At 35.3% G+C, this 26,056-nt stretch carries 26 protein-coding genes and 1 pseudogene; 15 read left to right on the top strand and 12 right to left on the bottom strand.

Annotated elements, in window-relative coordinates:
• Positions 1–20: 20 nt before the first annotated feature.
• The 10 genes and pseudogenes from OM966_RS01250 to OM966_RS01205 all read right to left on the bottom strand — a co-directional run bounded on the left by OM966_RS01250 (position 21) and on the right by OM966_RS01205 (position 11,873).
• Positions 21–245 carry a gpW family protein gene (locus OM966_RS01250; RefSeq protein ID WP_264328530.1) on the bottom strand — a complete coding sequence of 75 codons (225 nt, stop codon included), beginning with the start codon at positions 243–245 and terminating at the stop codon, positions 21–23.
• A complete protein-coding gene (locus OM966_RS01245) occupies positions 238–2,067 on the bottom strand; it encodes a phage terminase large subunit family protein (RefSeq protein WP_264328576.1) in 1,830 nt (609 codons plus the stop codon). Before OM966_RS01245 ends, OM966_RS01250 begins: the two co-directional genes overlap by 8 nt.
• A complete protein-coding gene (locus OM966_RS01240) occupies positions 2,064–3,542 on the bottom strand; it encodes an ankyrin repeat domain-containing protein (RefSeq protein WP_264328529.1) in 1,479 nt (492 codons plus the stop codon). The genes OM966_RS01245 and OM966_RS01240 overlap by 4 nt, the downstream gene beginning before the upstream one ends.
• Positions 3,543–3,560: 18 nt before the next feature.
• Positions 3,561–4,049 carry a hypothetical protein gene (locus OM966_RS01235; RefSeq protein ID WP_264328528.1) on the bottom strand — a complete coding sequence of 163 codons (489 nt, stop codon included), beginning with the start codon at positions 4,047–4,049 and terminating at the stop codon, positions 3,561–3,563.
• A 13-nt stretch (positions 4,050–4,062) separates the two neighbouring features.
• Entirely contained in the window at positions 4,063–5,289 is a 1,227-nt protein-coding gene (locus OM966_RS01230; RefSeq protein WP_264328527.1) for a DNA modification methylase, read from the bottom strand.
• 109 nt (positions 5,290–5,398) lie between these two features.
• On the bottom strand, positions 5,399–5,866 hold the full coding sequence (locus OM966_RS01225) for a crossover junction endodeoxyribonuclease RuvC (protein WP_264328526.1): 468 nt from the start codon (positions 5,864–5,866) through the stop codon (positions 5,399–5,401).
• Between the two features lie 729 nt (positions 5,867–6,595).
• A complete protein-coding gene (locus tag OM966_RS01220; RefSeq protein ID WP_264328525.1) occupies positions 6,596–6,805 on the bottom strand; it encodes a hypothetical protein in 210 nt (69 codons plus the stop codon).
• A gap of 140 nt (positions 6,806–6,945) precedes the next feature.
• Complete coding sequence (locus OM966_RS01215; protein ID WP_264328524.1) at positions 6,946–7,425, bottom strand: BRO-N domain-containing protein; 480 nt, start codon at positions 7,423–7,425, stop codon at positions 6,946–6,948.
• A gap of 69 nt (positions 7,426–7,494) precedes the next feature.
• Positions 7,495–8,913 carry an AAA family ATPase gene (locus OM966_RS01210; protein WP_264328523.1) on the bottom strand — a complete coding sequence of 473 codons (1,419 nt, stop codon included), beginning with the start codon at positions 8,911–8,913 and terminating at the stop codon, positions 7,495–7,497.
• Positions 8,914–9,798: 885 nt separating this feature from the next.
• A pseudogene (locus OM966_RS01205) lies at positions 9,799–11,873 on the bottom strand (AAA family ATPase).
• 230 nt (positions 11,874–12,103) lie between these two features.
• On the opposite strand from OM966_RS01205, the gene OM966_RS01200 reads away from it, so the two are divergent.
• Genes OM966_RS01200 through OM966_RS01180 form a run of 5 tightly spaced genes read left to right on the top strand, consistent with a single transcriptional unit; the run spans position 12,104 to position 15,173 of the window.
• Positions 12,104–12,598 (top strand): RNA polymerase sigma factor, encoded by a 495-nt coding sequence (locus OM966_RS01200; RefSeq protein WP_264328522.1) that lies wholly within the window; start codon positions 12,104–12,106, stop codon positions 12,596–12,598.
• A 54-nt stretch (positions 12,599–12,652) separates the two neighbouring features.
• Entirely contained in the window at positions 12,653–13,462 is an 810-nt protein-coding gene (locus tag OM966_RS01195) for an ATP-binding protein (protein WP_264328521.1), read from the top strand.
• Positions 13,463–13,484: 22 nt separating this feature from the next.
• Positions 13,485–14,291, top strand: coding sequence for a helicase RepA family protein (locus OM966_RS01190; RefSeq protein ID WP_264328520.1), 807 nt, complete (start codon positions 13,485–13,487; stop codon positions 14,289–14,291).
• A gap of 31 nt (positions 14,292–14,322) precedes the next feature.
• Positions 14,323–14,823: a hypothetical protein gene (locus OM966_RS01185; protein WP_264328519.1), complete on the top strand. Its 501-nt coding sequence runs from the start codon at positions 14,323–14,325 to the stop codon at positions 14,821–14,823.
• A gap of 50 nt (positions 14,824–14,873) precedes the next feature.
• On the top strand, positions 14,874–15,173 hold the full coding sequence (locus OM966_RS01180; protein ID WP_264328518.1) for a hypothetical protein: 300 nt from the start codon (positions 14,874–14,876) through the stop codon (positions 15,171–15,173).
• Between the two features lie 9 nt (positions 15,174–15,182).
• Here OM966_RS01180 and OM966_RS01175 read toward each other — a convergent pair whose 3' ends face one another.
• Both OM966_RS01175 and OM966_RS01170 read right to left on the bottom strand, forming a co-directional pair.
• A complete protein-coding gene (locus OM966_RS01175; protein WP_264328517.1) occupies positions 15,183–16,253 on the bottom strand; it encodes a hypothetical protein in 1,071 nt (356 codons plus the stop codon).
• Positions 16,213–17,448 carry a hypothetical protein gene (locus tag OM966_RS01170; protein ID WP_264328516.1) on the bottom strand — a complete coding sequence of 412 codons (1,236 nt, stop codon included), beginning with the start codon at positions 17,446–17,448 and terminating at the stop codon, positions 16,213–16,215. The genes OM966_RS01175 and OM966_RS01170 overlap by 41 nt, the downstream gene beginning before the upstream one ends.
• A 146-nt stretch (positions 17,449–17,594) precedes the next feature.
• Here OM966_RS01170 and OM966_RS01165 point away from each other — a divergent pair, with 146 nt between their 5' ends.
• From OM966_RS01165 to OM966_RS01120, 10 genes are all read left to right on the top strand, one after another.
• Entirely contained in the window at positions 17,595–18,269 is a 675-nt protein-coding gene (locus OM966_RS01165) for a hypothetical protein (RefSeq protein WP_264328515.1), read from the top strand.
• A gap of 6 nt (positions 18,270–18,275) precedes the next feature.
• Positions 18,276–20,228, top strand: a complete 1,953-nt coding sequence (locus OM966_RS01160) for a DUF4815 domain-containing protein (RefSeq protein WP_264328514.1) — start codon at positions 18,276–18,278, stop codon at positions 20,226–20,228.
• Positions 20,229–20,245: 17 nt separating this feature from the next.
• On the top strand, positions 20,246–21,424 hold the full coding sequence (locus OM966_RS01155; RefSeq protein ID WP_264328513.1) for a hypothetical protein: 1,179 nt from the start codon (positions 20,246–20,248) through the stop codon (positions 21,422–21,424).
• A gap of 5 nt (positions 21,425–21,429) precedes the next feature.
• Positions 21,430–21,615 carry a hypothetical protein gene (locus OM966_RS01150; RefSeq protein ID WP_264328512.1) on the top strand — a complete coding sequence of 62 codons (186 nt, stop codon included), beginning with the start codon at positions 21,430–21,432 and terminating at the stop codon, positions 21,613–21,615.
• Entirely contained in the window at positions 21,612–23,072 is a 1,461-nt protein-coding gene (locus OM966_RS01145) for a hypothetical protein (protein ID WP_264328511.1), read from the top strand. Before OM966_RS01150 ends, OM966_RS01145 begins: the two co-directional genes overlap by 4 nt.
• 6 nt (positions 23,073–23,078) lie before the next feature.
• A complete protein-coding gene (locus OM966_RS01140; RefSeq protein ID WP_065095397.1) occupies positions 23,079–23,639 on the top strand; it encodes a hypothetical protein in 561 nt (186 codons plus the stop codon).
• A complete protein-coding gene (locus OM966_RS01135; protein ID WP_065095403.1) occupies positions 23,632–24,819 on the top strand; it encodes a phage tail sheath subtilisin-like domain-containing protein in 1,188 nt (395 codons plus the stop codon). Before OM966_RS01140 ends, OM966_RS01135 begins: the two co-directional genes overlap by 8 nt.
• Positions 24,820–24,830: 11 nt before the next feature.
• A complete protein-coding gene (locus OM966_RS01130) occupies positions 24,831–25,337 on the top strand; it encodes a phage major tail tube protein (RefSeq protein ID WP_065095398.1) in 507 nt (168 codons plus the stop codon).
• A gap of 122 nt (positions 25,338–25,459) precedes the next feature.
• The gene (locus tag OM966_RS01125) at positions 25,460–25,696 is read left to right on the top strand and encodes a hypothetical protein (RefSeq protein WP_065095399.1); all 237 of its coding nucleotides are present in this window, start codon (positions 25,460–25,462) and stop codon (positions 25,694–25,696) included.
• The gene (locus OM966_RS01120) at positions 25,672–25,962 is read left to right on the top strand and encodes a type II toxin-antitoxin system RelE family toxin (protein ID WP_065095400.1); all 291 of its coding nucleotides are present in this window, start codon (positions 25,672–25,674) and stop codon (positions 25,960–25,962) included. The genes OM966_RS01125 and OM966_RS01120 overlap by 25 nt, the downstream gene beginning before the upstream one ends.
• Positions 25,963–26,056: the final 94 nt, after the last annotated feature.

Here is a 26,056-nt window from a genome sequence, read left to right as displayed (position 1 = left end):
CCTTTCAACGATTTTTATCATTATATGATCCCTTTACTCGTTGAAAAAACAATCTTTCTCTTCGGTTTCATGCCTGCAATTTTCAATTCAGCCTTAATACGTTGTCTTAAACTTAGTAAATCATTTATATCTACTTCTGCATAACGGACAACATGATCACCATATGCAATTGATACTACTCGCTCTCCATTTTGCAGTTTCTTTATCGCTTCTTCGACTTGAAACAAATACTCTTCGTTATACATTTTTCATCCATTTACTTTTCACTATCTTCTTCGACTTTTTACTTTCTGGTTTTTCATTTAGACTACTCCATTTACTCTCTGGCCAACGATCAATCCCAAGTGCAATAGATGCTGCTCTCGCATAAATTCGGCAATCTAGTACTTCATTTCTTTCTCTTACCTTTTGCCACTCTTGTTTAGTGTATCCTTTCACTACCTTGCTGACTAATTGCTCTGCCGTTAGCTGCTTAAAATATTCAGGTGCATACTCCGGAAAATGACAGTATCCAGGTAGAGCTTTTCCCTCTTCTTCTTTTAAAACATTAAGTAATTGAAAAAGCTCTGACTTTAATATCGATACTCCTACTGGCCATAGCTTTATTCCTCTCTTTAGCTTTTGACCACCAACTGTTATATCTACTCTGCTTGGGCTACTCAGCGGCACTAGTGCTTTATTTGCACCTTTTACTGCCATTACTCTTCCACAGCTCTGATGACTTCTCACCCAGTTATATACTTCCTGCGTTGCATATCCAGCATCAACTGCCATCATGCTTATCATGTATTCAAGCCCATTTTCACCGATAAAATGATGATTGAGGAGCTCCGAAAGCTTTTTCCATACTTCTCCTCTTCCTGTATCTCCTTCAAATACTCGGTAGTCTATTGACCAATTTTCACGACTTTTTCCCCATGCTACAACTTCTACCTCTAGACGATCTTTTTGGACATCTACTCCTGCAGTAAGTACCACTTCTCTCCTAGGTACTGTGCCTACGGGAAAAATTTCTCTCCTGTTAAATAATTGCTTCCAGTCTGGTACTTCTCCTTTGTCTACCCAAGTTTCTCCTAAAGTGGTATTTATCCATACTTTTAGTAATTGTTCACTTTCTTTTGCATGCAAAAAATCTTCTACTGCTTGTTGCCAACTATACCAGCCAACTGGACTATAAAGACTTGAAAGATGAAATCCTTTTTTCTCACCTTTTATTGGGTTAGTAGGTCTCCATTCTCCACGGTCCAGCATCTCTGTCTTTTGATGATTTTCTATTTTGCCGCTACATTCAATGCAGACATAATGTGCTGTTCTTGAGTCGTTATTTTCCCATTTTATTTGTGACCATTTTAATATTTGGTAATAATTACAATGCGGACATGGTACAAAAAAATATCTCTTATCTGTTGCTTCAAACTCCTTCTCAATTCTGCTGATTCCATGAATAGTTGGTGTTGATACTAAAAAAATCTTTCGCCTTGCAAATGTATTAGTTCGAGCAATACTGAGCAGTACTGGATCTCCTTCTCCTCCTGAATCTCCTGGATACGCATCAATCTCATCAAGAAAGAGATACTTTACTGGCATAGATCTCAGTCCTACACTGCTATTTGCTCCAGTTATTACTACTATTCCACCTGGAAATTCCTTACTTTGTACAGTATTCCCTGAATCTCTTGACCTTGGGTCTTTTACTTTACTCTTTAAACATGGCGTACTCTCTATTAACGGCGCAAATCTTCCTTTTGACCAACGCTTTCCCATTTCAACTGTTGGCTGCACAACTAACATTGGACCAGGAGTCTGATCTATAATATAGCCTATCCAATTGTTACCAGCTTCTGTTCCCCCAATCTGCGCTCCTTTCATGAATACTACTTTTTCTGCTGGTGAGGACGGAGATAGTGAATCCATGATCTCTTTTAAATAAGGAGTTCTTTCCGTTCTCCATTTACCTGGTTCTGATGCTGCAGTTGCTGCTAAAACTCGATACTCATTTGCCCACTCTGATACTTTAAGCTGGGGATCTGATCTTAAACCTTCAGAAAAAGCTCTAGCGTATATCATTGTCTGCATCTACTCATAATTGGTTCTATCTCAATATTGTTAACAGTAGAGTTTATTCCTCCACACTCCTCCAATTCCATAAACACCTTTTTCTGAAATTCGTTTTCTATATATCTTTTGCTCATCTCACTTATCATTAGTGCTATAATAAGCGCAAATATCCCTGTTGTTGTTGCAAAAATGATTGCACTGCTTATTGTTGTTGCTGTTAACCCTATACATACCGCTATTGCTACTGCACTTACTGAGGTAAAAACACAGATCACATTGTTGTATTTTCTTACTTTTGCATCTCTATGTTCTATACACCTATAATAAACTGGTACAGACTTGCCTATCTCGTCTGGTAATTTGATGCTCTTTTCTTTAAATAAAGTTTTTAGCAATTCTAAATTATTTGACTTGATTGCTAAGTGCAGAACAGGTGTATAATTTGCTCCTTTTTTCAGCAATAACTTTACTACATGTAAATGCCCTTTTTCCGCAGCAAGGTAAATCGGTGATAGACCTTTATTATTTACAATATCAATATTGATTTCTTCTTTTAAAATTGCATCTACAATCTCAATTTCTCCTCTTTGTGCAGCTAAATGGAGTAGACTATTCTTTTCAGAACCGTATTTATTACTCATCAAAGCCTTCTTTATCTCAGGTTTAGCGTAATCAAATGGTGTTTTACCGCTATCGTCTTTTACCAGAGGGTCTATATCTTCTCGCGTTAGTAAAACTTCTATTGTTTTAAGTCTTTCAGCGTAATGTAGTGGTGTTTTATTTTCATAGTCTTGCAAATTGACTTGAGCATTAGGCTCCTTTATTAAGGATTTGAGGATATCAAGACATAAGTCTCTTTCATCGTAATTAGTATTACTTACAGCTATATGCACAGGTGACAATTTCATTGAGTTTTGTCCCATGCGTGCACTATTCACATCTGCTCCAAGCTTCAGCAGTAACTTTACTATCTCCAACTTTTTATTATTAACTGCATAGTGCATTGGTGTCTGATTTCGTGCATCAAAGACATCTATTTCAGCTTTTCCTTCTCTTATCAAAATCTTTACAACTTCTGCATGTCCTATCCCTGCTGCTAGATGTAATGGCGTATGATGCAAAGCATTTCGTACATTAACGTCAATACCTTTTCTGATCAAATATCTCACTGCATTAATTTCACCTATCATTGCAGCTAAATGAAGTAAGCTATCTTGTTCTGACCCGTACTTGTTATTAATTAGTGCTTGTAATATTTCTGCTTTTTTCCCTTCTTTGGCGTAATCAAGAGATGTTTTACCTTCATTATCTTCCACAAAAGGATTAATGTTCTTCTTCGTGAGTAACAAATCTACCATGCTTAATTCATCAAACTCTATAGCGCAATGCAGTGGAGTTTTTCCGTTTAACCCTCTGACATTAACATCTAATCCAGGTTGATTGATTAAACACTTTATTAACTCTAAACTTAAGTGATCAGCCATTTTGTATTCAAAATCTTTTTATATTTTAAATTTAGCGTTAGATAATTCTTCAAGTGAGTTTGTAATCTCTTCAGTTAGCGTCTCGTGAATTTTTTCAGTGTCACTCAGTGATGCAAGCAGTGCTGAAACTCTATTTGGAATATTAAGCAAATTATTACGTACAACTATTGCTACATTAAATGCTTCAGTTTTTACTTCTTCTACTGCTACAAGTTCTCCTATCTCAGCTTTTGCCTTTGCCTCCAATAATCTTCCCCGCTCCATTTCATTTTTTATTCGCGTTTTTAGCAGCATTGTAGAAAGGTTACTTGTGCTTTCGTTCTCTGAATTGTTTTTTCTTCTCAGTGGTTGACTTGGATCTCTGATTGTTTCTATAGCCCTATTTGCTCGTTCTCGGTCAATGAGTCCATCCTCTAACTCAACTATTCCTTTCTTCACTAAATAACAGACATATTGCTTTGATACTCCTATCTCTCTTGCCCATTCTGTTTGCGTTATCTTTTCCACTTTTTTTGCCCCTTTATTGCTGTTTTTCTTCTTGCATTTGTGCAAAAGTTTTGCCAGTACCAGAAAGAATAGCTTCCCTACCTGTGTACACTTGCCAACGTTTTATAGTTACATCTACAAATTTTGAATCTAGCTCTATTGTCCTGCAGATTCTTCCTGTTCTTTCACATGCAATTAGTGTGCTGCCAGAACCACTAAATGGATCAAGTACTATGTCTCCTGGTCTGCTGCTGTTTACTATTGCTTTTTCCATTAGCTCTACTGGCTTCATTGTTGGGTGCAGTGAGTTATGTATTGGCTTATCATAAAACCACAGATCACTTTGATTTCTACCACCATGCCACTCACGTTTATTGCCGCTTTTCCATCCATAGAGCATTGCTTCGTATTGTCTTTGATAATCAGATCTTCCTAGCGTAAAGTGATTCTTTGCCCAAATGATAAATGTCGACCATTTTCCTCCTGCTTCTTCAAATACTTTTTGCAACGTTGAAAACTCTGATGATGATATGCAGATGTAAATTGCACCTTTCGTATATGCTAAAATATTAGAACAGATGTCGTAGAGAAAAAGTTCGTACTTTTCACCTTGATTATCATTTAATATTTTTTTATCTTCTCTCTCCTGGCTACTACCATAATCAACATTATACGGAGGATCACAAACAGTAATATCTGCCATTTTATCGTCTAATACTGCTTTGAATGATTCAACTACACAGCTATCACCACAATAGATTCTATGATTACCTAAAATCCAAAGATCACCTGGTTTTGTTATTTCTACCTTTTTATCAATTAACTCCAAAACTCCTCTTTCTACTTCTTCTTTTCCATCAAAATCATCGAGAAAACGTTGAACTTTTTCCAATTCAAATCCAGTCATTTTAAGATCAAACTGCAAATCTTCTAACTCTTGAATTTCCACTTTTAAAAGCTCATCGTCCCACTTTGCCCAGTTCGCTGATTGATTTGCCAGTAACCGAAAAGCTTTGGTTTGTCCATCACTTAAGTTATCACTGAGCACCACTGGAATACTCTCCATACCCAGCTTTCTTGCTGCTTTAAGTCTTAAATGACCATCAACCACAGTGCCATCGCTTTTTGCAACTATTGGAATACGAAAGCCGAATTCCCTGATTGAAGCACACATTCTGTTTACTACATCGTCATTTTTACGTGGATTACGCTCATATTCGACCAGATTTTCAATAGGATAGTAGTGGATTGCTAAGTTCATATTAGTGGAAATTCTTGTTAAAAAGTTAATAATCAAAATACGTCTGACGCTAGAGAGAGCCTGGGGTTTCGCGCCCAAATCCGCCAGCCTGGCCGAAAGGACCCACTTCCTATGTGCTATCTAGCATATTAAAATCTTTACTAAAATTATTAACGTAAAACATCAATGCCAAAGCATCTGCTTCGTTATCATCTCTAGGTGAAAAACCTTTGCCTTTCACAGCTTCAATTACTTCACCCTTACTTGCATTGCCATTACCTGCTATAAAGCGTTTTATCGTCTTCACCGGCACACCTTTGTAAGGAATTTTTCCCCCTTCACACCAAGCAGCTAAGACGGCAAAGAAACCACCATAACAATGCGCTGCATCAGTTCCAAGATGTCTTCTTACTTCTTCAAAATAAACCGCAGTGAACTTATGCTCCAAGGAATTAAGCCAATTGCGAAAACTCAAAAAATGCATTCCACCTCCGCTGAAACGACTACCATGAAAACTTTTGCTTCCACTTTCAATTACTCCATCTGTTAGAATTGCCCAGCCTGTCTGTTTGCCGAGGTCCAGTGTTAGGATTGACATTATTTAAAACTATAAGTAGCACTGATTCCAAAATGTCGTTTGGTTTCTGCAAAATACACTAGCAATTCATAGGTTTTTGTAGGCCAACAACGGAAATTCGAGAATTATGTGCTACTGCAGAAAGTTGTTTTCTTGTTATATATATTCACCAAAATTACGAAAACTGTTCACTTTTTTTTGCAAAGGATAAAAACCGTGTTAAACTTGCTTGCAAGTTTGTTTTGTAACAATAAGATTACTAAGGATAGCTTTTATTTGAGTTTAGAGGCTATTATAGACGTTCTTTAGTAAGTAGTGATGTTTTTTTCCCTAAAGTCACATCTAGCTTTAAAACACAGTTTTTACCTTATTTAAAAAAATATAAATTCTCAATTACGTAACTTGCCAAAAGCCTATATTTCTTTTGCTTTCTGTTTTCCAACTTTTCTGTTTGAAGCACATCTACACTCAATGCCCCTACACTAATATATACCGGATTTCTTACTACTTTTTTCGGGATTTTTTCAAAAAAAGTTAAAATAATTTTAAGACAGCTAAGAAACTAAAGAGAGCCTAAACTTTAAGAACCAGCTAAACGGAACTCCTAGACACCTTACTATTTGAGCTGAGAAGAAATTACATGAGTTTTTGGTAAAAGCAAAATTCACTATCTATATCATCAATAACACTATAATAGCCCTCTAAAACGTTTTAAACCATAAAATTCAGAGATTTCTCATAGTGAGAACTTTAATCTTTAATCCTCTTTAAAAAGTTGTCTGAAGAAACGACTTTCATACCTCTTGCTTTTTCAAATGCCTCTCTTGCTGTGCCTGCATTTTTACCACCTTCCTTTGCCGCTTCTAAATTTTTATTATAGCCCTGTGCATCTTTATCCTTTATCTCATCAATGGTAGCTTGTTCTCCTAGCATATTGAAAATTAGCTCAATCGGTGTCATATGATCTCTTAAAGGTTAAGCCTTTTATTTCCTTATGATGCTTTGTTTTTACTCCAAATGTTCCCTCAGAAATTACGTCTGTCAATATTGCGTATTCCCTACCTTCAATATACTTGTTATTGTGGTCAGATATATTTCTATTACCCCATTCTTTTGTTAGTTGATTTCTGACAGCTATTGATTCTATTCTCTTTTGTATCCATTCTTGAGTTTTGCAGCATAATCGGCATAGATTCTTTTGAGTGCAAGTTCAGGGTTTTCATATTCTTGTAGTCTTTCATACCCAACTTTTGCAAGCCAACGTTTAAATTGCTCAACTCTTTTGGAAGGAATAGACTGCAAAATACGAAACAACCCCTCAACATTTGTACAATTAACATTCTGTTTACCACCTTTTGTTTTAATTTCAAGGGGGGGTGTCCCCATCCTTCAGAAAGCCCTATATCTCTGCTTTTTATCTTTTTTAGATAGTCAGATGGGTTCTTACTACCTGTCAGAAAAGCTATTACTTCTGTTATTACATACCACCACTCTCCATCATGTAGTACTCTAGTAAAACTGCTATTATCAAAAGCAGTAGTTTCAATATCTCCTTCTTTTAAAGTTAAAGTATCAGTCATAAGCAACCTCTATAAGTTAAGAATAAACGTAAAAACTAAAAAGACATTATTTTTAAGTCAGAAAAACCATTACTTACAATTCAATAATTTTCCAAAATCAATTATGTGTGAAAAGTAACCACTATCTATAACATCATCACTTACATCATTGACGTGGATAAGGACTGGACGACATGAAAAGCCTTTTGGACGATTTAGTGCATCTATTTTCTTTTGTACCTCTTGTATTATTGAATGACCAATTTTATCTTTTGAAAATTTGATTTCGCAAATGTAGAGAGTGTTAAACTTCGTTTGAATCATATAATCAATTTGACAACCTGCACTATTACGCGTTCTTTTCTGAAAAAATGGATTCTCGCTTATTATTCCATCAATTCCTAAGATATTACGTATACTCTTTCTATTGTTCAGCACCAAATTTTCAAATTGAAGCCCAATAATTGTATGCCACTCTGGTAGGAATCCTATAGAGTAGGTGTCACGACTAATTTTTCCTAGATCTTTTTCGATATATTTTAGATAAAACCTTAAATAATTATCTTGAAGTCTGTACCTCCTGAGCCGTGAATCAGTACCAGTTTTTATACTCCAAGTATGATCTTTTGCGATAAAACCAGCAAGTTCGAGCTCATGTAGATACTCAGAAATGCGTCCATGTCTTACGATATTTAAAGTAGCACAAATTTCTTCTTGTTCTTTAGCTCCAGTAGAAAGAGCTCTGACTATTTGCTTATAAAAAGCCGTTTTTCGCATGAATAAATCTGAGAATATTTGATTAAATTCTTCAACTAAAAACCCACCTTTTGTAAAACAAAGCCTTTTAATATTTTCTTCAGCGCTATGTTTAAAATTTATCTCCTCTAAATACTTTGGAATTCCTCCAGTTACTGCAAGCACCTTAAACTTTTCATATGCTGAAATATTTTTTGGCCAAAATTTGTTGCAATCAGAAAGTGATAATTCTCCGAGTGTCAAAGTTAACGATATTCTTCCTACAAAACCAGTACTACTAAGTATATTCTTCTCGATCCAGGATGAAGCTGATCCACAAACAACGAAAATTAGCTTGTTATTATTTTTTAGCTGTGTATCCCAAAAGTTTTTTATTTTGCCTAAAAAGGTTGGATCTTTTGAGCCCATCCAAGAAATTTCATCAAACAGCAATAATGTTTTTCCTGATAGTAGACGTTCACCAACTGCCCATAGTAAATCGCTCCAGTCATCATACCTAGCAAAAGATGTATTAAATTGTCTAGCAACTTGTCTAGAAAATTCATTAAGTTGGTAGGACGTTGTAGTATGCCTTTCTGGTGGCAAACCTATAAAGGAGTAATATTGTTCAAAATACTTACCAAACTCTTGAATTAAACGACTTTTTCCTATACGGCGCCTTCCTTTGACTACTACAAAAGATGCAGTATTTTTTTCTGTAAGTTCCAGTAGTTGCTTTAACTCAGTTTGCCTACCAATAAATGATGGAGACATAAAACACAAAATATAAATCTTTGTCTCCATTGTACGTGATAAAATTGGAGACGTAAATAAATAAATTTAGATCTTTGTCTCTATTTTAAGCGGGTTTTGTAGCTTCTGTTTCTTCTTCCATAGCAGCAACTCCAAACTTTTTTCCTTTAGCTTCATCTACAAATTATTTATATAGATTACCTAAAGACCCAACTTAAGAGTTCTAGATAAAAATAGTTGTATTTCAATAGGACCTCCAAAATAACCAGCTCTTGTTATATATTCACCTAAATTACAAAAACTGTTCACTTTTTTGAAAAAATATTTTACAAGGAATAAAAAGCGTGATAAAGTAGAGTGAGGGTTTTTTATAATAAGTAAAACTTTAAAGCAAGGGATAACTTAGAAATGCCTTGTAATCAAGTTTTAAGCCACCCTACATGAGTAACTTAGATCTTGATTGTACGATTGTACCCTGAAGTCATAGAATCTTTTTGAAACGCTATTATTAGCAATTTCGTCTTTTGTAAGCATTTATCTTTCATCTTTTTTTAGGTTATCCAAAGTGCAATAGTAGGTTTTTCATGTTTTTGTCTATTGAGATTTTTTAGTAAGCTAAAAGCTAAAGGTAGTATGTGTTAATTCATACTACTTAATATTATTATTTATAATAATAGGAGTTATTTTGAAAACTGAAAATCGGACAAAACCCTCTATATTTCTAGCTTTTTATCTCTTTTTTCAGTCTACGATTTCACAGTCTGACGATTTCTTAAACTATTGAAAATCTAGTGCTTTTTAATTATTAACAAATTCTGACTTCGTAGACTGAACGCATTCTGACAAAAACTGGCCAAGACTGAAAACTGAAATATTTAAGTAATAGAGAATTTTGGTGAAAAAGTTCTAGATATCTAAAATTTGATCGTTATAAACCCAAATATTTGGATTTTCTTCTGGAACAACATCCTCACATTCCGATGATTTGTAATCAGTAGGTAAAATCTTTTCATAGACTATAACATTCTTGTTTAGTTGATTATCAAACTTTGTTACTCTTTTTTCCATACCTTCAACACAAAGTATTCCATATTTGGTTCTTGCAGCATTTTTACCTTTTCTGTTAAATTTTATATAACCTTTTGCAGCAAGCACATCGATACGGTTACGAATAGAATGCTGACTACCAAGACCTGCTTTACCTTCAAATATCTGACAGAATGAATTAATTGTATATACTTTTCCTTTTTCTCGTGCTTCTTCATAAATCAACTGCAAAATAACATCATGTCTACGAGAACGTTCTGCATCTAACTTTTTACCATAATCTTTATTTATAAGCCTCTGTGATTCATAATCAATCATATGCCAGCAGTTATTGATTTTATCTATATATTTTGATGGAATAGCATGACCATTACGTAATTCAAACATCAGTTGACGACTACTCTGCCGTTTATCTGGCTTAAACATTATCATTCCTGTAGTATAAAAGCTTCTTAATGAACCAGCACCACTGAAACTCTGAAAAGGATCTTCTTCTAATGATTTCTTTTGTATCTTTTTCGTGTGATGCACTAGAATAACTCCTGCATCTGGATTGACTAATGTCCTTAGCTTTTCAACTCTCTCTTGTAAGAAAAAGAGCATTGCATTATTGTCATTTTCACTACCATTATCACCAGCATCAAAAATATTACGCAGTGGATCAATAGCAATAACATCAACTGTGTTTGAACCAAATGACTTTTCTATTTCAGCAACAACCTCATCCATACTATCGTCGTTTAAAAGCATCTTTACTTGTGGCGTAATTACCAAATTATCTGCAGCAAGCTCTATGAGCTCATCGCTAAGTTTTAGTTGTTGTGTCCGTTCACGCATATAATGGTAACCTATCTCTGTTTGAAGGTAAAAGATCCTTAAATGCCTCTTAGGTATCATATCAAGAAATGAAACTCCTGCTGCCATATGAAAAAGCCAGGAAATTAGAAAGTCACTTTTTCCTACTTTGGGTGCGCCAGCAAAAACTAAAAGCCCACTTGGAGTTAAAATTCTTGGTGCGATTATATCTTCTGGCATTGGTGATTTGTCACTCAAATATTGTCTTGCAGGAAATCCAACAAACCTTTTTGTATTTAAAATATCAGTAGCAGATAAATTTATACATGTGGTTAAAGCTAAAAACTTTTCAACATTTATACCTTCTTCCACACAATCAGCAGCATCCCATTTCTTAGGCTTACCTCGAGGAATTTCAAGCACAGCAAGTGATGCAACTCCAATTTCTAAAAGCTTATTTCCAACATTTTTAGCATACTTTGCACCTGCTTCATCATTATCTGGCCATATAATAATATGCTTGCCCTTAAGCTGTACCAATCAGTCTTTTTAACATCTGCATTTGCTCCAGACATTATTGTTGTTGCTGTAATACCTTGTTTTATTAGCGCTTCTGCACATTTTTCTCCCTCAACAAGAATAACTTTATCGGACTTCAAAATACCTGGGATATTATAGAGTGGCCTTATCTCTGGCGCACCAAAGTCGGATTTTTTAATATCAAAAGGAAGATATCGCTTTCCATTACCGTCATCATAACGATAGACTCTAACAAGAGCTTGGCCTTTTTCATCGTAATAATCCCAATATGCAGTTGGATTACTTGAATTTTTGAAATGACCAAGCCACTCAGCTATAGAAGCCATTACCTCAGGAAACTCTGTCCTTGCATTCTTTCTATGCACAGCTGCCCAAAGGTCGATAATGTCACCACCTTCTCCAGTTGCAAAATCATTCCATAACCCAGCTCTACTGCCACTTAGTTCTACTCTTAAACTTTTTCCTTTGTTACCATGCACATCACCTATTCGAAATTCATCACCATGGAAGGTACCATTGGGGAAAAGGTAAGAAAGACAAGATCTTAAATTCAACAATAGTTGTGCTTTAATCTCTGGAACATTGTATGAAACACTCATAATTAACCTTTAAATTCGGAGTCTTGTTCTATATATTCACCGGATTTACAAAAACTGTTCAGTTCGTAGGTGCATTGTCTGATCAAAGTTTTGAGTGTCTGAGGTTTGAAAAAAGATTCCAGGTTTTCAGAGGGTAAAAAACTCACGATTGTCTGAGGTATTTTTTTCATGTCCTACAATATTTACTAAGAAAGTTTCATCCTTAAGTCTTTCATTTAAGGATACATCTTATGAAATCTCGAAACTCTTATTCAGGTATTGATCCTAAAGTTGTTAATTTAATAAAATTTTACGCAAAATATTATAAATCGCTTACTGATCAAGATATTGAAGACATAGAACAGGACCTATTCTGTGAGTTTCTTTCATGCATAGATCAGTATGATAAAACTAAGGGCAGTCTTTCAACTTTTGCTAAGCAAGTTGTTAAAAATCGTATTAATAATCTAGTCCGTAAACACTCACGTACTAATCCTAAACTTGAAAATAATGTGCAACAGGAAAGTTACTGTTTTGAAGATGAAGCGATACTACGTATTGATGTTGAGCAAATTATTTCAAAATTACCAAAGAAGTGGCAAGTTTTATGTGAACAATTAAAACACCACAGCATTGCTGAAGTTGCAGACATAAACAATATGTCACGGACTACTTTGTACAACATTCTCAAGAAAATGCGATCTAAATTTGCACCTGTTTACGGAAAAAAGCATAAGAAAAATTGAACAGTTTTTTGAAATTTGGTGAATTTATATATAGTGGCAAATTAAGGTAAAAGCATGAAAATAATAAACAGCAAAGAAAGAGCAAAAATGATCACAGGTGTGAAGGTAGTAATCTTTGGACCTTATGGAATCAGCAAGACTAGCCTACTTAAAACCCTCGATGAATCAACAACACTTTGCCTTGATTTTGAAGCAGGACTTCTAGCTGTACAAGACTGGAAAGGAGATTCAACTGAGATTCGCACTTGGAATGAGGCCAGAGACATTGCTTGTCTTATTGGTGGTCCTAATCCTGCATTAAGGTCTGATCAGGCGTATAGTCAAAAACATTATGAGCATGTCTGTAGCAAGCACAAAGATCTTCTTTCTGAGGTTTCTAAATACCGCTCTATTTTTATTGATAGCATAACTGTTGCATCACGTTTATGTTTTTCATGGGCCAGAATGCAACCTGAAGCTTTTTCAGATAGATCGGGGAAAGAAGATAAAAGAGCTGCTTACGGATTACTTGCACAAGAAATGATGGCCTGGCTCAATCAGTTTCAACATATCAGAGACAAAGACATCATCATAGTTGGCACATTAGGTCAATATCTTGATGACTGCAATCGTCCAACTTGGCTGCCTCAATGTGAAGGAGCAAAAACTGCTAGTGAAATTCCAGGGATAGTTGATGAGGTAATCAGCATGGTTGGAATCAAGAAAGATGATGGTACAGAGGTTCGCTCATTTGTCTGTCAGACTATTAACTCTTGGGGATATCCCGCTAAAGATCGAAGTGGCTGCCTTGATATGGTTGAAGAACCGCATTTAGGTAAATTACTTGCGAAAATTAAAGCCAAAACCTTGGCTTCTGTTGCCTAAATTTAATTTTAAAAGGAGTAATATGGAACAAAGCTTTTTCAACATCGGTCAAAAAGTCCCTTTTTATAGCGTAAAGGAATATTTAAGTGATCAATCGCCAATACCAGGGGATATAATCTCACCAAGAATTTTAACGAAAAGAGGTCTATTGGTACTGGGTGGTCCACCTAAAATCGGCAAGAGTGACTTTTTGATCTCTTGGCTTGTCCACATGGCTGCCGGCAGATCATTTCTTGGTATGACACCAAATAGACCTTTGAAAATTTTCTACATGCAAACTGAAATTGAATATGAATATATGAAAGAACGTTTGCAACAACTTCAACTTGATAAAGAACTCTTAGATGTAGCTGCTAACAACTTAATTATCACGCCAAGAGTACAATTATCTTTCAGCAGTGAAGAAATAGATGAAATTAAAAATACTGTCAAAGAACGTTTTAAGCCTGATATTATTGCGATTGATCCTCTTCGTAACATTTTTAACTCAAGTGAATATGGCAATGAAAACGACAATAGCGCTATGTTATTCTTCTTGCAAAAAACACTTGAGAGATTGAGAAATATTATTAATCCAGATTCGGGCATAATACTCACCCACCACACAAAAAAACTGTCCAAAAAGATGCTGGAAGAAGATCCATTTCAAGGCCTAAGCGGTGCTGGATCTTTACGTGGATTTTACAGTACTGGTATGGTGATGTTTGCTCATGATGAGGAAAGCACTACCCGTCAAGTAGTATTTGAGTTGCGAAATGGTGAACGTGTAGCAAGTAAGCTCGTCGATAAGATAAATGGTCGTTGGAAACTTGTAGACCAATGGAGTTGATTCTTTTTTCACTTAATTTATAGGAGACAATATGTTATCAGATTTTTTAACTGATTTTAATAACGCGAAACTGCAAAGCAGTTTAATACCGAAAGGTACAACAGTCAAGGTAAAAATGGCAATAAAGCCTGGAGGTTATGAGAATTGGTTCACGAAAAGCTACACTACTGGCAGCATCTATTTAAACGCTGAATTTACTGTCACTGAAGGTCCATATGCAAAACGTAAGATTTTTCAGATTATAGGTGTCAAAAGTGGCAAAGCAAGCGTTGAAGGAGAAGATGTTTGGGCAGAATCTGGTCGTTCTATGCTTAGAAGTATTTTAGAGTCAGCACGGAACATTCATTCAAATGACACTTCAGAAAAAGCAGTTATTGCTAGAAAAGTCAACTCTATAGCTGATTTTAACGGGTTAGAGTTTACTGCAAAAGTTGGTATTGAAGCTGATCGATATGGAGAGAAAAACAAGATTGCTACGGTTATTACTCAAGAGCAACATCAAAATACTGAGCTTGATTGGATACCTTTCTAAGCGAATAAAAGAATCATTTTTTTATCATAAATTATTGGAGGGCACCTTTTATGAATAGATCTCCAGAAGAAATAAAAGCGTTAGTAATTGATAGAATTGAAGAATACCTACTCCATTTACTACCTGGTGGTGAGTTTTACAAAAGTAAGTTTTACATTGGAGATTTACGTGGAGATAAAATAATAGTTGAGACAACAGGAGAAAGAGCAGGAGATTGGTATAAACTAGCCAAAATTAAAGGAGACGTAGTTGAATTTTTTACTTTCATTGCAGGTGACAAAAAAAGCGCTGAAGAATTGTATCGGTATATTTTAGAGAAGTATCCTTCTGCGTTTTCTGTCCAACATTGACTAAGGAGCTTAGCTAGCACTTAAGTTAATGGTAGATGGATTAAGCCGGTAGCCTGACCAGTTACATGCTTGTATCACATCATCTCGTCTTATATTTAGTCCCAAGGTGCTAGCTAGCTTTTCTGCTATTGTTTTTTGCATTCTATTAAGAGGTCTGCGTACTTGCTGTTCTGGGTCTTCAATACCTAAACTATCTGCTATTTGAATGATACTAAGAAATTTACATTCTTTAGCTGCTTCTAAATCACATAAAAACTGTTTAAGTAACACTCTAAAGATGCGGATACTTGAAGTTGCTTGTTTGCCTATAATTTCAACGTCATTAACATAAATAGTATTATCTTCAACCTTTAATCGCAGTATCTTTTTTTCTGGGAGAGTTGTTTCTTGCAGTGGAATATAAGGGAATGCTTGAAAGGAAACGTTAGGTAATAATTCTGGTACTCCTTTTTCAACTGCTTCGCTTAGTATTTGATTTAGAGTTTGATGTTTACAAATTAAATCAGCCATGGGAACAGTGTATAGGGTTAACAATATTTTTAGGTCTGCCTTTCCAAAAGTTATAAGAACAGCAACATTAGTTCTTAACCTATCTACAGTTAAATATGACTTATCAGTACATAAAGTTGGTATAATAATGCTTACTATTTTACTTTTAAAGCTTATGTGATATATCCCATTTGCCGCCTTTTCCCATATGAGTCCTATCAATAGTTTTTCAAACCAACTTATAATTTTTTGCGTATTGAGTTTAATTGAAAGCACAAGATAACGCTGTTTTTTATAAGTATCAGGAAAAATATCACGACCACAATCCTCGCAAGCTAGATCATCACAACCTTCATCAAAACCATGAGGAATGATAACCTCGTTTTTGCAATAAGGATTTTGTATATTTGGAAAATCAAGATCTAAATCATTAGCGCAAACAACGAAATAATACTTCTCAAGCTTAACAAAATCAAGCTGACTGAGATACTCTGCAGCCTTTATATAGTTCTCGTCAGGATTTACCCAGGACCTATTTACTAACATAGTATCAATATCTTGAGAGTGTTTTCGACAAAACGGTAATTCCATAGCTATCTCTAATTAAAGACTTAAAATTATCTCGTTCTTTTCTATTGAGAACATATTCTGAGTAATCAATTTCTATATAATTTGCGTATTGCGTGTCTGTCTGAAAGGATAAAGTAACTTTTTTACTTTTGAACAATACTTTGATATGCTGAACAAGCGAAACATCATGCAGTACACTACCAACCGAAGGCTCTATTTTCTGCAACCACTCTTCAATATTATCCGTGTTTAACGTAAGATTAGTTTTAGATTTAGATGGACCAAACTTTAATTCAAATAGGTGAATATCAGGTACATGTTGTTTTACACAGTCATTCAAAAAAGTCCTCACTTGTGCTGTTGTATTTTGATGGCGCATGTTAGTAAATGAACATCCTCGCTGAAAATAACAGCTTACTATTCTATTTGCTATTTTTAATCCTTGATCAAAACTTTGAATAGATAGGTTTACTTGGTTAGCGTTTAAAGCAAAGTCAATAATAATTCTACTAGGTTTATAACCGTGTATTACCTTATTTGAACTGATTAATAAATCCTCATCTTTACTAGCACGTCGTATAAATAAGTAAATACTATTTTGGTAGTAAAAGAGTTCTTGAAACTGACTTTCAAAACTATCATTTTCCGAGAGATCATGCTGTTTTAATATTTCCTGTATTGTACTTTCTGATAAAAAATCCTTAAATGAAGTGGGCTTTTGTCTTGGAGGATTTTTTAATATGAAAGGTAAAAACCCTTTTTTTTGTACTTGATTAAAGCAGAAGATTTGTTTCAGCAAGTTATGATTAGTTATAAAGAGAGTAAACAACAAGGACTTTTTGTCATATTTGCTATTTTGCAACAGAAATGATTTCAGAAGATCTTGGCTTAACACAGACCGTGCTACTTCAGCTATAGTTGTTTCTGATTTTGCACGACTAAAACGATTGACTAAGTAATAATCAAACAGAGCTTCAGAAATTTTAATAAGCATCTTACGCTTTTGCTGAGTTGAAATATCATCGCATTTTTCGTGGTCTTTAAATAATTGCCTATTTTGTTTATTCTGAAAATAGTGGTTAAAAATCACACTTAATTGTCTACCAGAAAGAGAATTAAGCCAACTTTCACGTAAACTTGGATTTTGAAAGTCCTTAAGCAGAAAGGATACTGGCATTTCTAAACTGCTTTCCCAAAACTCCTCACTAGCTATCATATATCTAAAAGTAAATATATTATGTCTAAAATAGATTAAAGATTAGTCAACAAAAATTTATTATGAAAAAAAAGAAGAATTTTCCTAAAAAAACTGAACAGTTTTTGTAATTTTGGTGAATATATATACAGGAGTCAAATTTTCAAATGTCAATACTCACAGAGTCAGGAAGAGCAGCAATAGCAGCAAGTATAAAAGAGCGAGTTATACATCTTGCCTGGGGCAGTGGTGATACAAATTGGGGAAGTATCCATCAGGTCGAAAAAGTTTTTGTTGAGGGTGAAATAGCTCTAGATCACCATACTATTAAAGATGTAAGGGTTTTTACAGGACAAACAACTTATCAGCCAAATATAGTTGATAGCAGTAGTGGTGTAATAAAACGTACGGAAAATAGCTCTATCAGGGCAAATAGTGCAGTTACTGTAGAGTATACTGAAAGCACACCACCTGAACCTATAAATTCTATAAAGCTCTTGAATGAACTTGGCAGACGTACTGCAGATGAAGTACTATTCTGCATAGGTGATGAGAATGGAGAGCTTGTAACTCCTACAGGTAGGTTTAAACCATCTAATGTACCAACTAATAACTTATATCTTAAATTTAACTTCGATTTCAACGATGCTGCAAATCAAGTAATAAGAGAGCTTGGAGTTATGGTTGGTACAAAGGTGGTAGAAAAATTGCCTCCTGGACAGAGATATTTTGAGCCAAAAGACGTGGAAAATCCTGGAATTTTGTTAGTTTTGGAACACACCGTACCACTTATCAGAACATCTGCAACTCGGGAAACTTTTTCATTTGTTGTAACCTTTTAGAATAAAATGACTTTAAACACCTATTATAACCGCTTTAATCCTGACAAAGAATACGAAAAAAGCTTATTTCTTGCTGGAAGAGGTCTACAGTCTGCAGAATTAAACGAAACTCAGGAGTATGCTCTCTCTAAGCTTAAAGGCATAGGTGATGCAATATTTCGTGATGGTGATGTTATAACAGGAAGCAATTGTATTATAGATAGAGAAACTGGTAAAGTTACACTTGAAGGAGGAAAAATCTATCTGCGTGGTGCAGTTAGAAAAGTCGAAAAAGAAGAGTTTGTTGTTCCTCTTAATACTATAGTTCGTATCGGTGTTTATTACGTAGAATCTACCATTACAGAACTTGAGGATGAAAATCTTCGTGATCCTGCTGTTGGTACACGTAATTATCAAGAAGTAGGGTCAGCAAGGCTTAAAGTTTCCACCATTTGGGGTTATCAAGCAGAGAATGTTTCTCCCACTTTTTCTACTGATGGAGAATTTTATCCAATTTACAACATTGAAAACGGAGTATTAATAGAGCATTCACCGCCACCACAAGCAAACATAGTAACCACAGTGCTTGCTCGTTATGACAAGGAGGCAAATGGTTCCTACGTCGTAAATGGGCTAGAAGTGATGTTCCTCCACAAAGAAGAAAAGGGAGAAGAAGGGGTAAAAAAGGGTAAAAAAGAAATTTTTGTGATTAATGAGGGCAAAGCTCATGTTGATGGTTATGAAATTGAGTTGCCTCACAGTATTCGTGTTTCTTTTGATGAAGATCCAGATATAAAATCAGTTGAATCAGAACCCCATACTTTTCAGCCAAACAGCGAAAGAGTAATGGAACTGAAGGTTAATGATTTTCCAATCAGCGAAATCAAAAAGGTTGATATCACTGTTCAAAAAACAGTTACCGTTACTCACGGTTCATACTCTGGAGCTATTGATCCGATACCTGACTCTGCGGTACTTGAGATTATTCAAATTAAACAAGGTGATGTTATTTATGAAAACAGTATAGACTATAAGTTAAACGCAGGAAACGTTGATTGGTCATTACCCGGCAAAGAACCAGCTCCTGGAAGTAGTTACTCGATAACCTATCGCTGTCGCACTCATGTAAGCCCTGAAGATATAAATGAAGAGGGATGTAAAGTAAGGGGAGCAGTTGATAACAGCTTGGTTCTGATTGATTACACCTGGAAGATGCCACGCTTTGATTTAATTACTATAGATAGCAAAGGGGTAGTAAGGAGAATAAAAGGAATTGCCCACCCTTGGAAACCATCAATGCCAAAAGCACCTAGCGGACAACTTTTACTCTGCTACATTCATCAGACGTGGAAAGATGGGGAAAAAGAAGGGGTGAAAGTAATGAATAATGCTATTCATGCTGTACCGATGAATGAACTTGAAGCAATGAAAAAAGGAATAAATGATCTTTATGCATTAGTTGCAGAGGAGCGTTTACGCAGTGATGCAAATTCAAGAGAGCCTACCACAAAAAAAGGGGTATTTGTAGATCCGTTCTTTGATGATGATATGCGCGATCAAGGAATTTCGCAGTCTGCAGCAATAGTAAATAGAGAGCTAGTTCTGCCAATAGATGTAGAAGTTGCAGATATTGAAAAAGGTGGGGAAAGATATCTTTTGCCATATGAACTTGAACCGGTACTGGAGCAGCTTTTACAGACTAAAGGAGAAAAGATTAATCCATATCAAGCTTTTGATCCAGTCCCGGCACAAATTACTCTAAATAAAAACATTGACCACTGGACAGAGGTTACCACTAATTGGAAAAGTCCAGTAACCAGAGTATTTAATGTTAAAGAAACAACAGAATTGCTGTCAAGTACTTCATACGAAGCTGAATTTATGAGAGAAGCAGTACAGAATTTTGAAATTGAAGGTTTTGAGCTAGGTGAAAGGCTTAAAGAAGTAAAATTTGACGGCATCATTATCCAACCTATGTAAAAATAAAAAGAAAAAAAGTGGAAAATCAAGGACAAATAAGTGGAAAAATAAAAATCCCAGCAAATATTCCAGCAGGTACTAAATTAGTACAGTTTTACGGGGATAAAGGAAGCTATGGAGAAACAACGTATACTGGTAAAAAAACTATTACCATAGAAGAAAGAAGAAGAGTGATCGCAGCAAGACGAGTTGATCCTTTAGCCCAAACATTTACGCTAAATGAGAGCAGACACATAGGAGGCGTGGAGCTATGGTTTATAAATAAAGGCAAAAAACGTGTTGTTGTGCAGATTAGAGAAACAGCAGTGGGAATGCCCTCGCAGACTGTCATTGCTGAAAGCTATATTGAGCCAAAAGATATAAAGATAGATGGCACAGCAACACGTATTACTTGGTCGCCAGTGTTTTGTCATGCTGGGCAGGAATATGCAATAGTTTTACTTACCGATGACGGGGAAAATGCGGTCAAAGTAGCAGAACTTGGCAAATATGATGCAGTAAATAGCCGTTGGGTAACAAGTCAGCCATATCAAGTAGGAGTATTACTGTCATCTAGCAATGCAAGTACGTGGACACCGCATCAGAATTTAGATTTAACGTTTCGACTACTAGCTGCAAAATTTAGTGAAGTTTCTCATGTTGTTGATCTGGGCAAAGTTACTGTAAATAATGTATCAGATTTAATTGTTTTGACGAACGTCGAAAAAGTAGCATTTGATACCAATGTAGAATTTATCTTAACAGATGAAGAGGGAAGAGAAAACTTTTTGTCTGATAATTTGCCACTTGCACTGCGTGAAAGAATAAGTGGGGAATTAACGGTAAAAGCAAGCCTAAAAGGAGGGCGAGAAAAAAGTCCAGTGCTATATCCTGGATTACAGCTAGTTCTGGGTAATCTTTCAGAGTCTGGAGATTATGTTACAAGAAGCATTACAGCAGGAGCTAACACTAAGATAACAATTACCTATGATGCGCTAATACCTGGTACTGCAGATGTTAAAACTTATGTAGAGAAAAACGTGGGAGAATGGCAATTAGTAGATTTAACAGTAGGAAAACCTATTGGAGACAACTGGGTGGAAAGAACTCACGTGCTATCAAATTTTAATGGTAATGAGACAAGGATAAAATTGGTTTTAAGTGGAACGGTTGCCTATCGTCCAAAGGTAAAAAACTTGCGGATTGTTATAACATAAAAAAAATGCCAAATGATGAAACGAGGCACGGATATCCTTTGCCGCATCCAGAGAACATAGCTGTAGAAGATGTAGTACGTATACGCAGAGCCATAGAAAAGATAGATGAAGATATGAGTGAAAGAGAAGATGAACTTAAAAATAATTTTGAACGATTTAGATTTGAAACTTTTTTGAATTTTTGGGAATGAAGGAAGCAATATACCAAAGGATAAAGGATTTAGCAGCAAATAGTACACCTGATCAATTGGCATATCTTGCAAAATCGCTGGAATTAATAATAGATAAAAAAACTATTTCCAACGTTGTGCAAATGACCACAATAAAAGAAATAATTGATGTACTACAAGGAAGGCTTAAGGATTTAGCAGCAAATAGTACACCAGATCAATTAGCATATCTTGCTAAAGCATTGGAATTGATAGTCGACAAAAGTTCGGTTTCTGAAATTGTACAGATGACAGATGGTAAGCTAAAAGAACTTCTTGATAGTGCAAAAAAACACTTAAGTGACATAAACAGCAATAAAGCAAGCTCTATATCGGCGATAACTGTAGCAAAAACAGAATCTGTAAGTGAAATCAACAAGCTTAGGGATAGTTCCTTAAACACTTTAAAAGCATCATCAGATTCACATATATCGCTACTTGATACTCGTAAAAATACCAATATTGCGGCAATAAATAGTGTTGGCAATGATCATAAAGATGGTCTTAAAGGTTTAGTGGATAACTTTCGTGCTGTTAATGATGTGCCAGGTGGTTCATCGATCATGAAGGAAATAAAAACCAGGGAAGACCAACTAAAAACACTGACAACCAAATTTAACTCCATCAATGATGTGCCTAGCAGTTCATCAATTATGAGAGAAGTGAAAAAGAGGAATATGGTTGAACCAGGGTCATTACCTTTCTTGTTTGGTGTACTTGGCAGAAAAAATAATTACTTTGGCCACGGAACTTTTACAACAGAGCTTGGAAAGTGGAGCAGTGATATAACAAAAACAGACTATATGCTGCAACTACTAGCAGGTAGCCATACATACGATACAGATTACGTTAGTTTTTATCGGCCAAGACAACTCTATTTTATAGAGGGAAATAAAGGAACATTTATTTACGGAGAGTTATGCACAAATAGTTTTTCTGGTAGTTATGATGAGATATACTATTACCCATATGCTGCACTTGGAGTAGTATTTGTAAAAAATACAACCAATGTGAACATAAATAAAACAATAGAATTTGTTGGATCATCGTACTCAAGTACGGAGTATGGGGGTGCAGGATTATTTGTGGGAACACCAGATAATACCAATAAATCAAGTATTTCAAGAATAATATGGAAAAATGTTTACCAATACACAAGTTCTGATAGCAAGTTAGCTGGATCTGGCAATGTAGAAATTCCAGCAGGAAAAACAGTTGCAATATTACTTTACACATCATCTTACCTATGTTCCAGAACACAAGTCAGTCAAGGTATGCTTGCATCAAATTATGTATACAACTATGGTCAATTTATCCAGTGGGGAATATATAACATACGTAGCAATTTTCTAACCACGGGGCTTGAAATAGATGTAGAGAGAACGCTAAAAGCTTGGCAATGTCCTGGGTTATCTGAAACTTATGAACTCTGGAGGTAACAAAGAATGTCTATCTACATTAGATTTGAGAATGATAAACAAGTAGAAACAACAACGCTTGAAAGTAAGCCAACTGAAAATGATTGGTATGAAGCACCAGAAGATTTTGATTGGCAAAAAAGCTATTGTTTAACAGAAGGAGGAAAAATTGCTCAGCGTACTAAAGAAGATATACAAAAGGAGTTACTGGATAATGCGAAGCTTTGTGCATTTGATAGTATGCGTTTCTATTATGATAATCATACTCACCAATATGCAGGTCATTCTCACCAAAAAGCTAAATCTTATGAGATTCAAGCGGAAGCCGCAAAAAGCATTCTAGCAGCACCAGAATCTATAGATGAAAAGGATAAAGAAATTATAGAACCTTTAGCAAAAGTCCGTGGTATTACGGTTATTGAAATGGCAAGAATAATTGAGGAAAAAGTGAAAAAAGCAGTAAAAGCAATAATTAAATGTGAAGAGCTTGAAGATTTAGCCAAAAGAAAGATTGAAGAAGCCGAAAGTGAAAATGAGCTACAGACTTTGCTAGATGATTTCAGGAAAAAAATACAAAGAAATGGCTGAAGAATTTTTACATGGCGTAAATGTTATTGAGGTAACCTCAGGAGCAAAGACAGTACGTACAGCTAAATCATCAGTGATAGGTGTAATTGGTACTGCACCTGAAGCAGATGAGCAAAAATTTCCGCTAAATAAACCAGTGTTAGTTGCAGGAAGCTTAAAGGAAGCAGCAAAGCTCGGAAAGAGTGGCAGTTTACCTTCTGCAATAAATGGAATATTTTCCCAGATTGGTGCAACAGTAGTAGTTATTCGAGTTAAAGAAAGTGAAAACAGCGATCCAAAGCTCAAAGAAAGTGAAACTATTCAAAGTATAATCGGTGGAGTTGATAAAGAAACCGGAGAATATCAGGGAATTGAGGCATTTCTCAGCAGTGAAAGCATAGTTCATGTTGCGCCAAGAATATTAATTGCACCTCAGTTTACTCATCAGTTACCTGAAATAGATGGAGTAAATTCAGTAGTGAGTGCTTTAATTTCCATAGCAGAAAAATTAAGAGCAATTATTGTTGCAGATGGACCAAATACCAATGATAAAGAAGCAATAAAATGGAGAAAAAGTGTAGGCAGCTCAAGAGTTTACGTAGTTGACCCATGGATTAAGTTATTTATTGAAGGAAAAGAAAAAATCTTGCCATCGAGTCCATTTGTAGCTGGTTTAATAGCTAAGATAGACAGCGAGCAAGGCTTCTGGCACTCACCTTCAAATAAAGAAATAAACGGTATTATTGGCACAAGCAGGCCTATTGATTTTACGCTCGGTAATACAAATTGTAGAGCAAACCACTTGAATGAAAATGAAGTAACAACGATAATTCATCAAAATGGCTATAGGCTTTGGGGAAATAGAACATGTTCAAATGACTCAAAATGGGCTTTTTTATCAGTGAGAAGAACTGCAGATTTAATTAACGATAGTTTACTTAGGGCTCATTTATGGGCAGTTGATCGCAATATCACTAAAACTTATATAGATGATGTGATTGAGGGGGTGAATTCTTATTTGGCCAATTTAAAAGCACAAGGAGCAATTATCAGCGGAAAATGTTATGCAACTCCCGAACTCAATACACCGGCAAATATTGCAAGCGGAAAAGTGTATTTTGATTTTGAGTTTACACCGCCATATCCGGCTGAGCAAATAATATTCAGGTCTCATCTTGTAAATAATAGTGTAATAAGTTAGGAGAAAGTAAAGTGTTACCGAAAATACTGAGAAATTTTAACGTATTTGTTGATGGCCGGGGTTATGCAGGAAAAATAGATGAAATAACCTTGCCAAAACTTACCATAAAAACAGATGAATATAGAGCTGGTGGTATGGATATTCCAATAAATATTGACATGGGCATGGAGAAATTAGAAGCAGACTTTACTTTTTCTGAATACGATACAGAGCTCTTTCGGCTATTTGGGTTGATAAATGGAAATTCGGTATCTTTGACGCTCAGAGGTGGAATGCAAGGTAGTGGAAGTAATGATATTGAAGCAGTAATAATCAATTTAAGAGGCATTTTTAAAGAGTTTGATTTTGGTAACTGGAAACCTGCTGAAAAAGCAACGCTGAAGTGTACTGTCGCTGCTCATTACTATAAACTTACTATAGGTGGCAATGAGTTAATAGAAATCGATGCTGAAAATATGATTAGAAAGATAAATGGTGTTGATCAGATGGCCTTTCTACAAACGGTTTTAGGGATTTGATATGGTTGATAAAATTAAACAAAAATGCTAAAATATAAAGCATATATTTTGAACGCTTTTTTTATTGAAAAGTTTAGAAAAACATTATAAAATAATCATAGTGGTGGATTTTAGTAAAGTATATGGCAAATCTTGGAACTAATGTAGCTCTTAGCAAAGAAACTTCACAGCATCTTGCTGAACTGGCCAAGCTCACTAAGCAGCCTGCTCAAGAACTGGCAGAAAGGTTAATCAGGGAAGCAATTGAGCTTGAAGAGGAGGACATTTTATTATCTGCAGTTGCTGATGAGTATGATATTGAAGGTGCAAAAAAGACTAAAAGTGAGGACGTAGATTGGGATACACTATTATCTTCCTAGACAGTGCTCTCGAAAGAGATCTCCCAAGTCTTCCGAAAACAGTAAGATCAAGGGTTATAAGTGCAATAAAAGAGCGGCTTACAGTTGATCCTATTAATCTTGGTGAAGTGCTACACCATAGTCTTAAGGGATGCAGAAGACTAAGGGTTGGTGATTACCGTACTATATATCATGTCAACACTGCAAAATATGAAGTAACCATAGTTACAATAGGACATAGAGATACAATTTACGAGAAGGCTAGAAAGATACTGCGTAGACATTAAATATATTTTAACTTTTTTATTGAAAAAATTTAGAAAAATGGACTTCAATAAAGCACAAGCGTAATAGAACCACAATCATAATAAAAAAATTAGT

The sequence above is a fragment of the Wolbachia endosymbiont (group A) of Andrena hattorfiana genome (assembly GCF_947179565.1).
Taxonomy (GTDB): Bacteria; Pseudomonadota; Alphaproteobacteria; order Rickettsiales; family Anaplasmataceae; genus Wolbachia.
The sequence above is the reverse complement of the archived record's forward strand: the minus strand, read 5'-3'. Positions and strand labels throughout refer to the sequence as shown.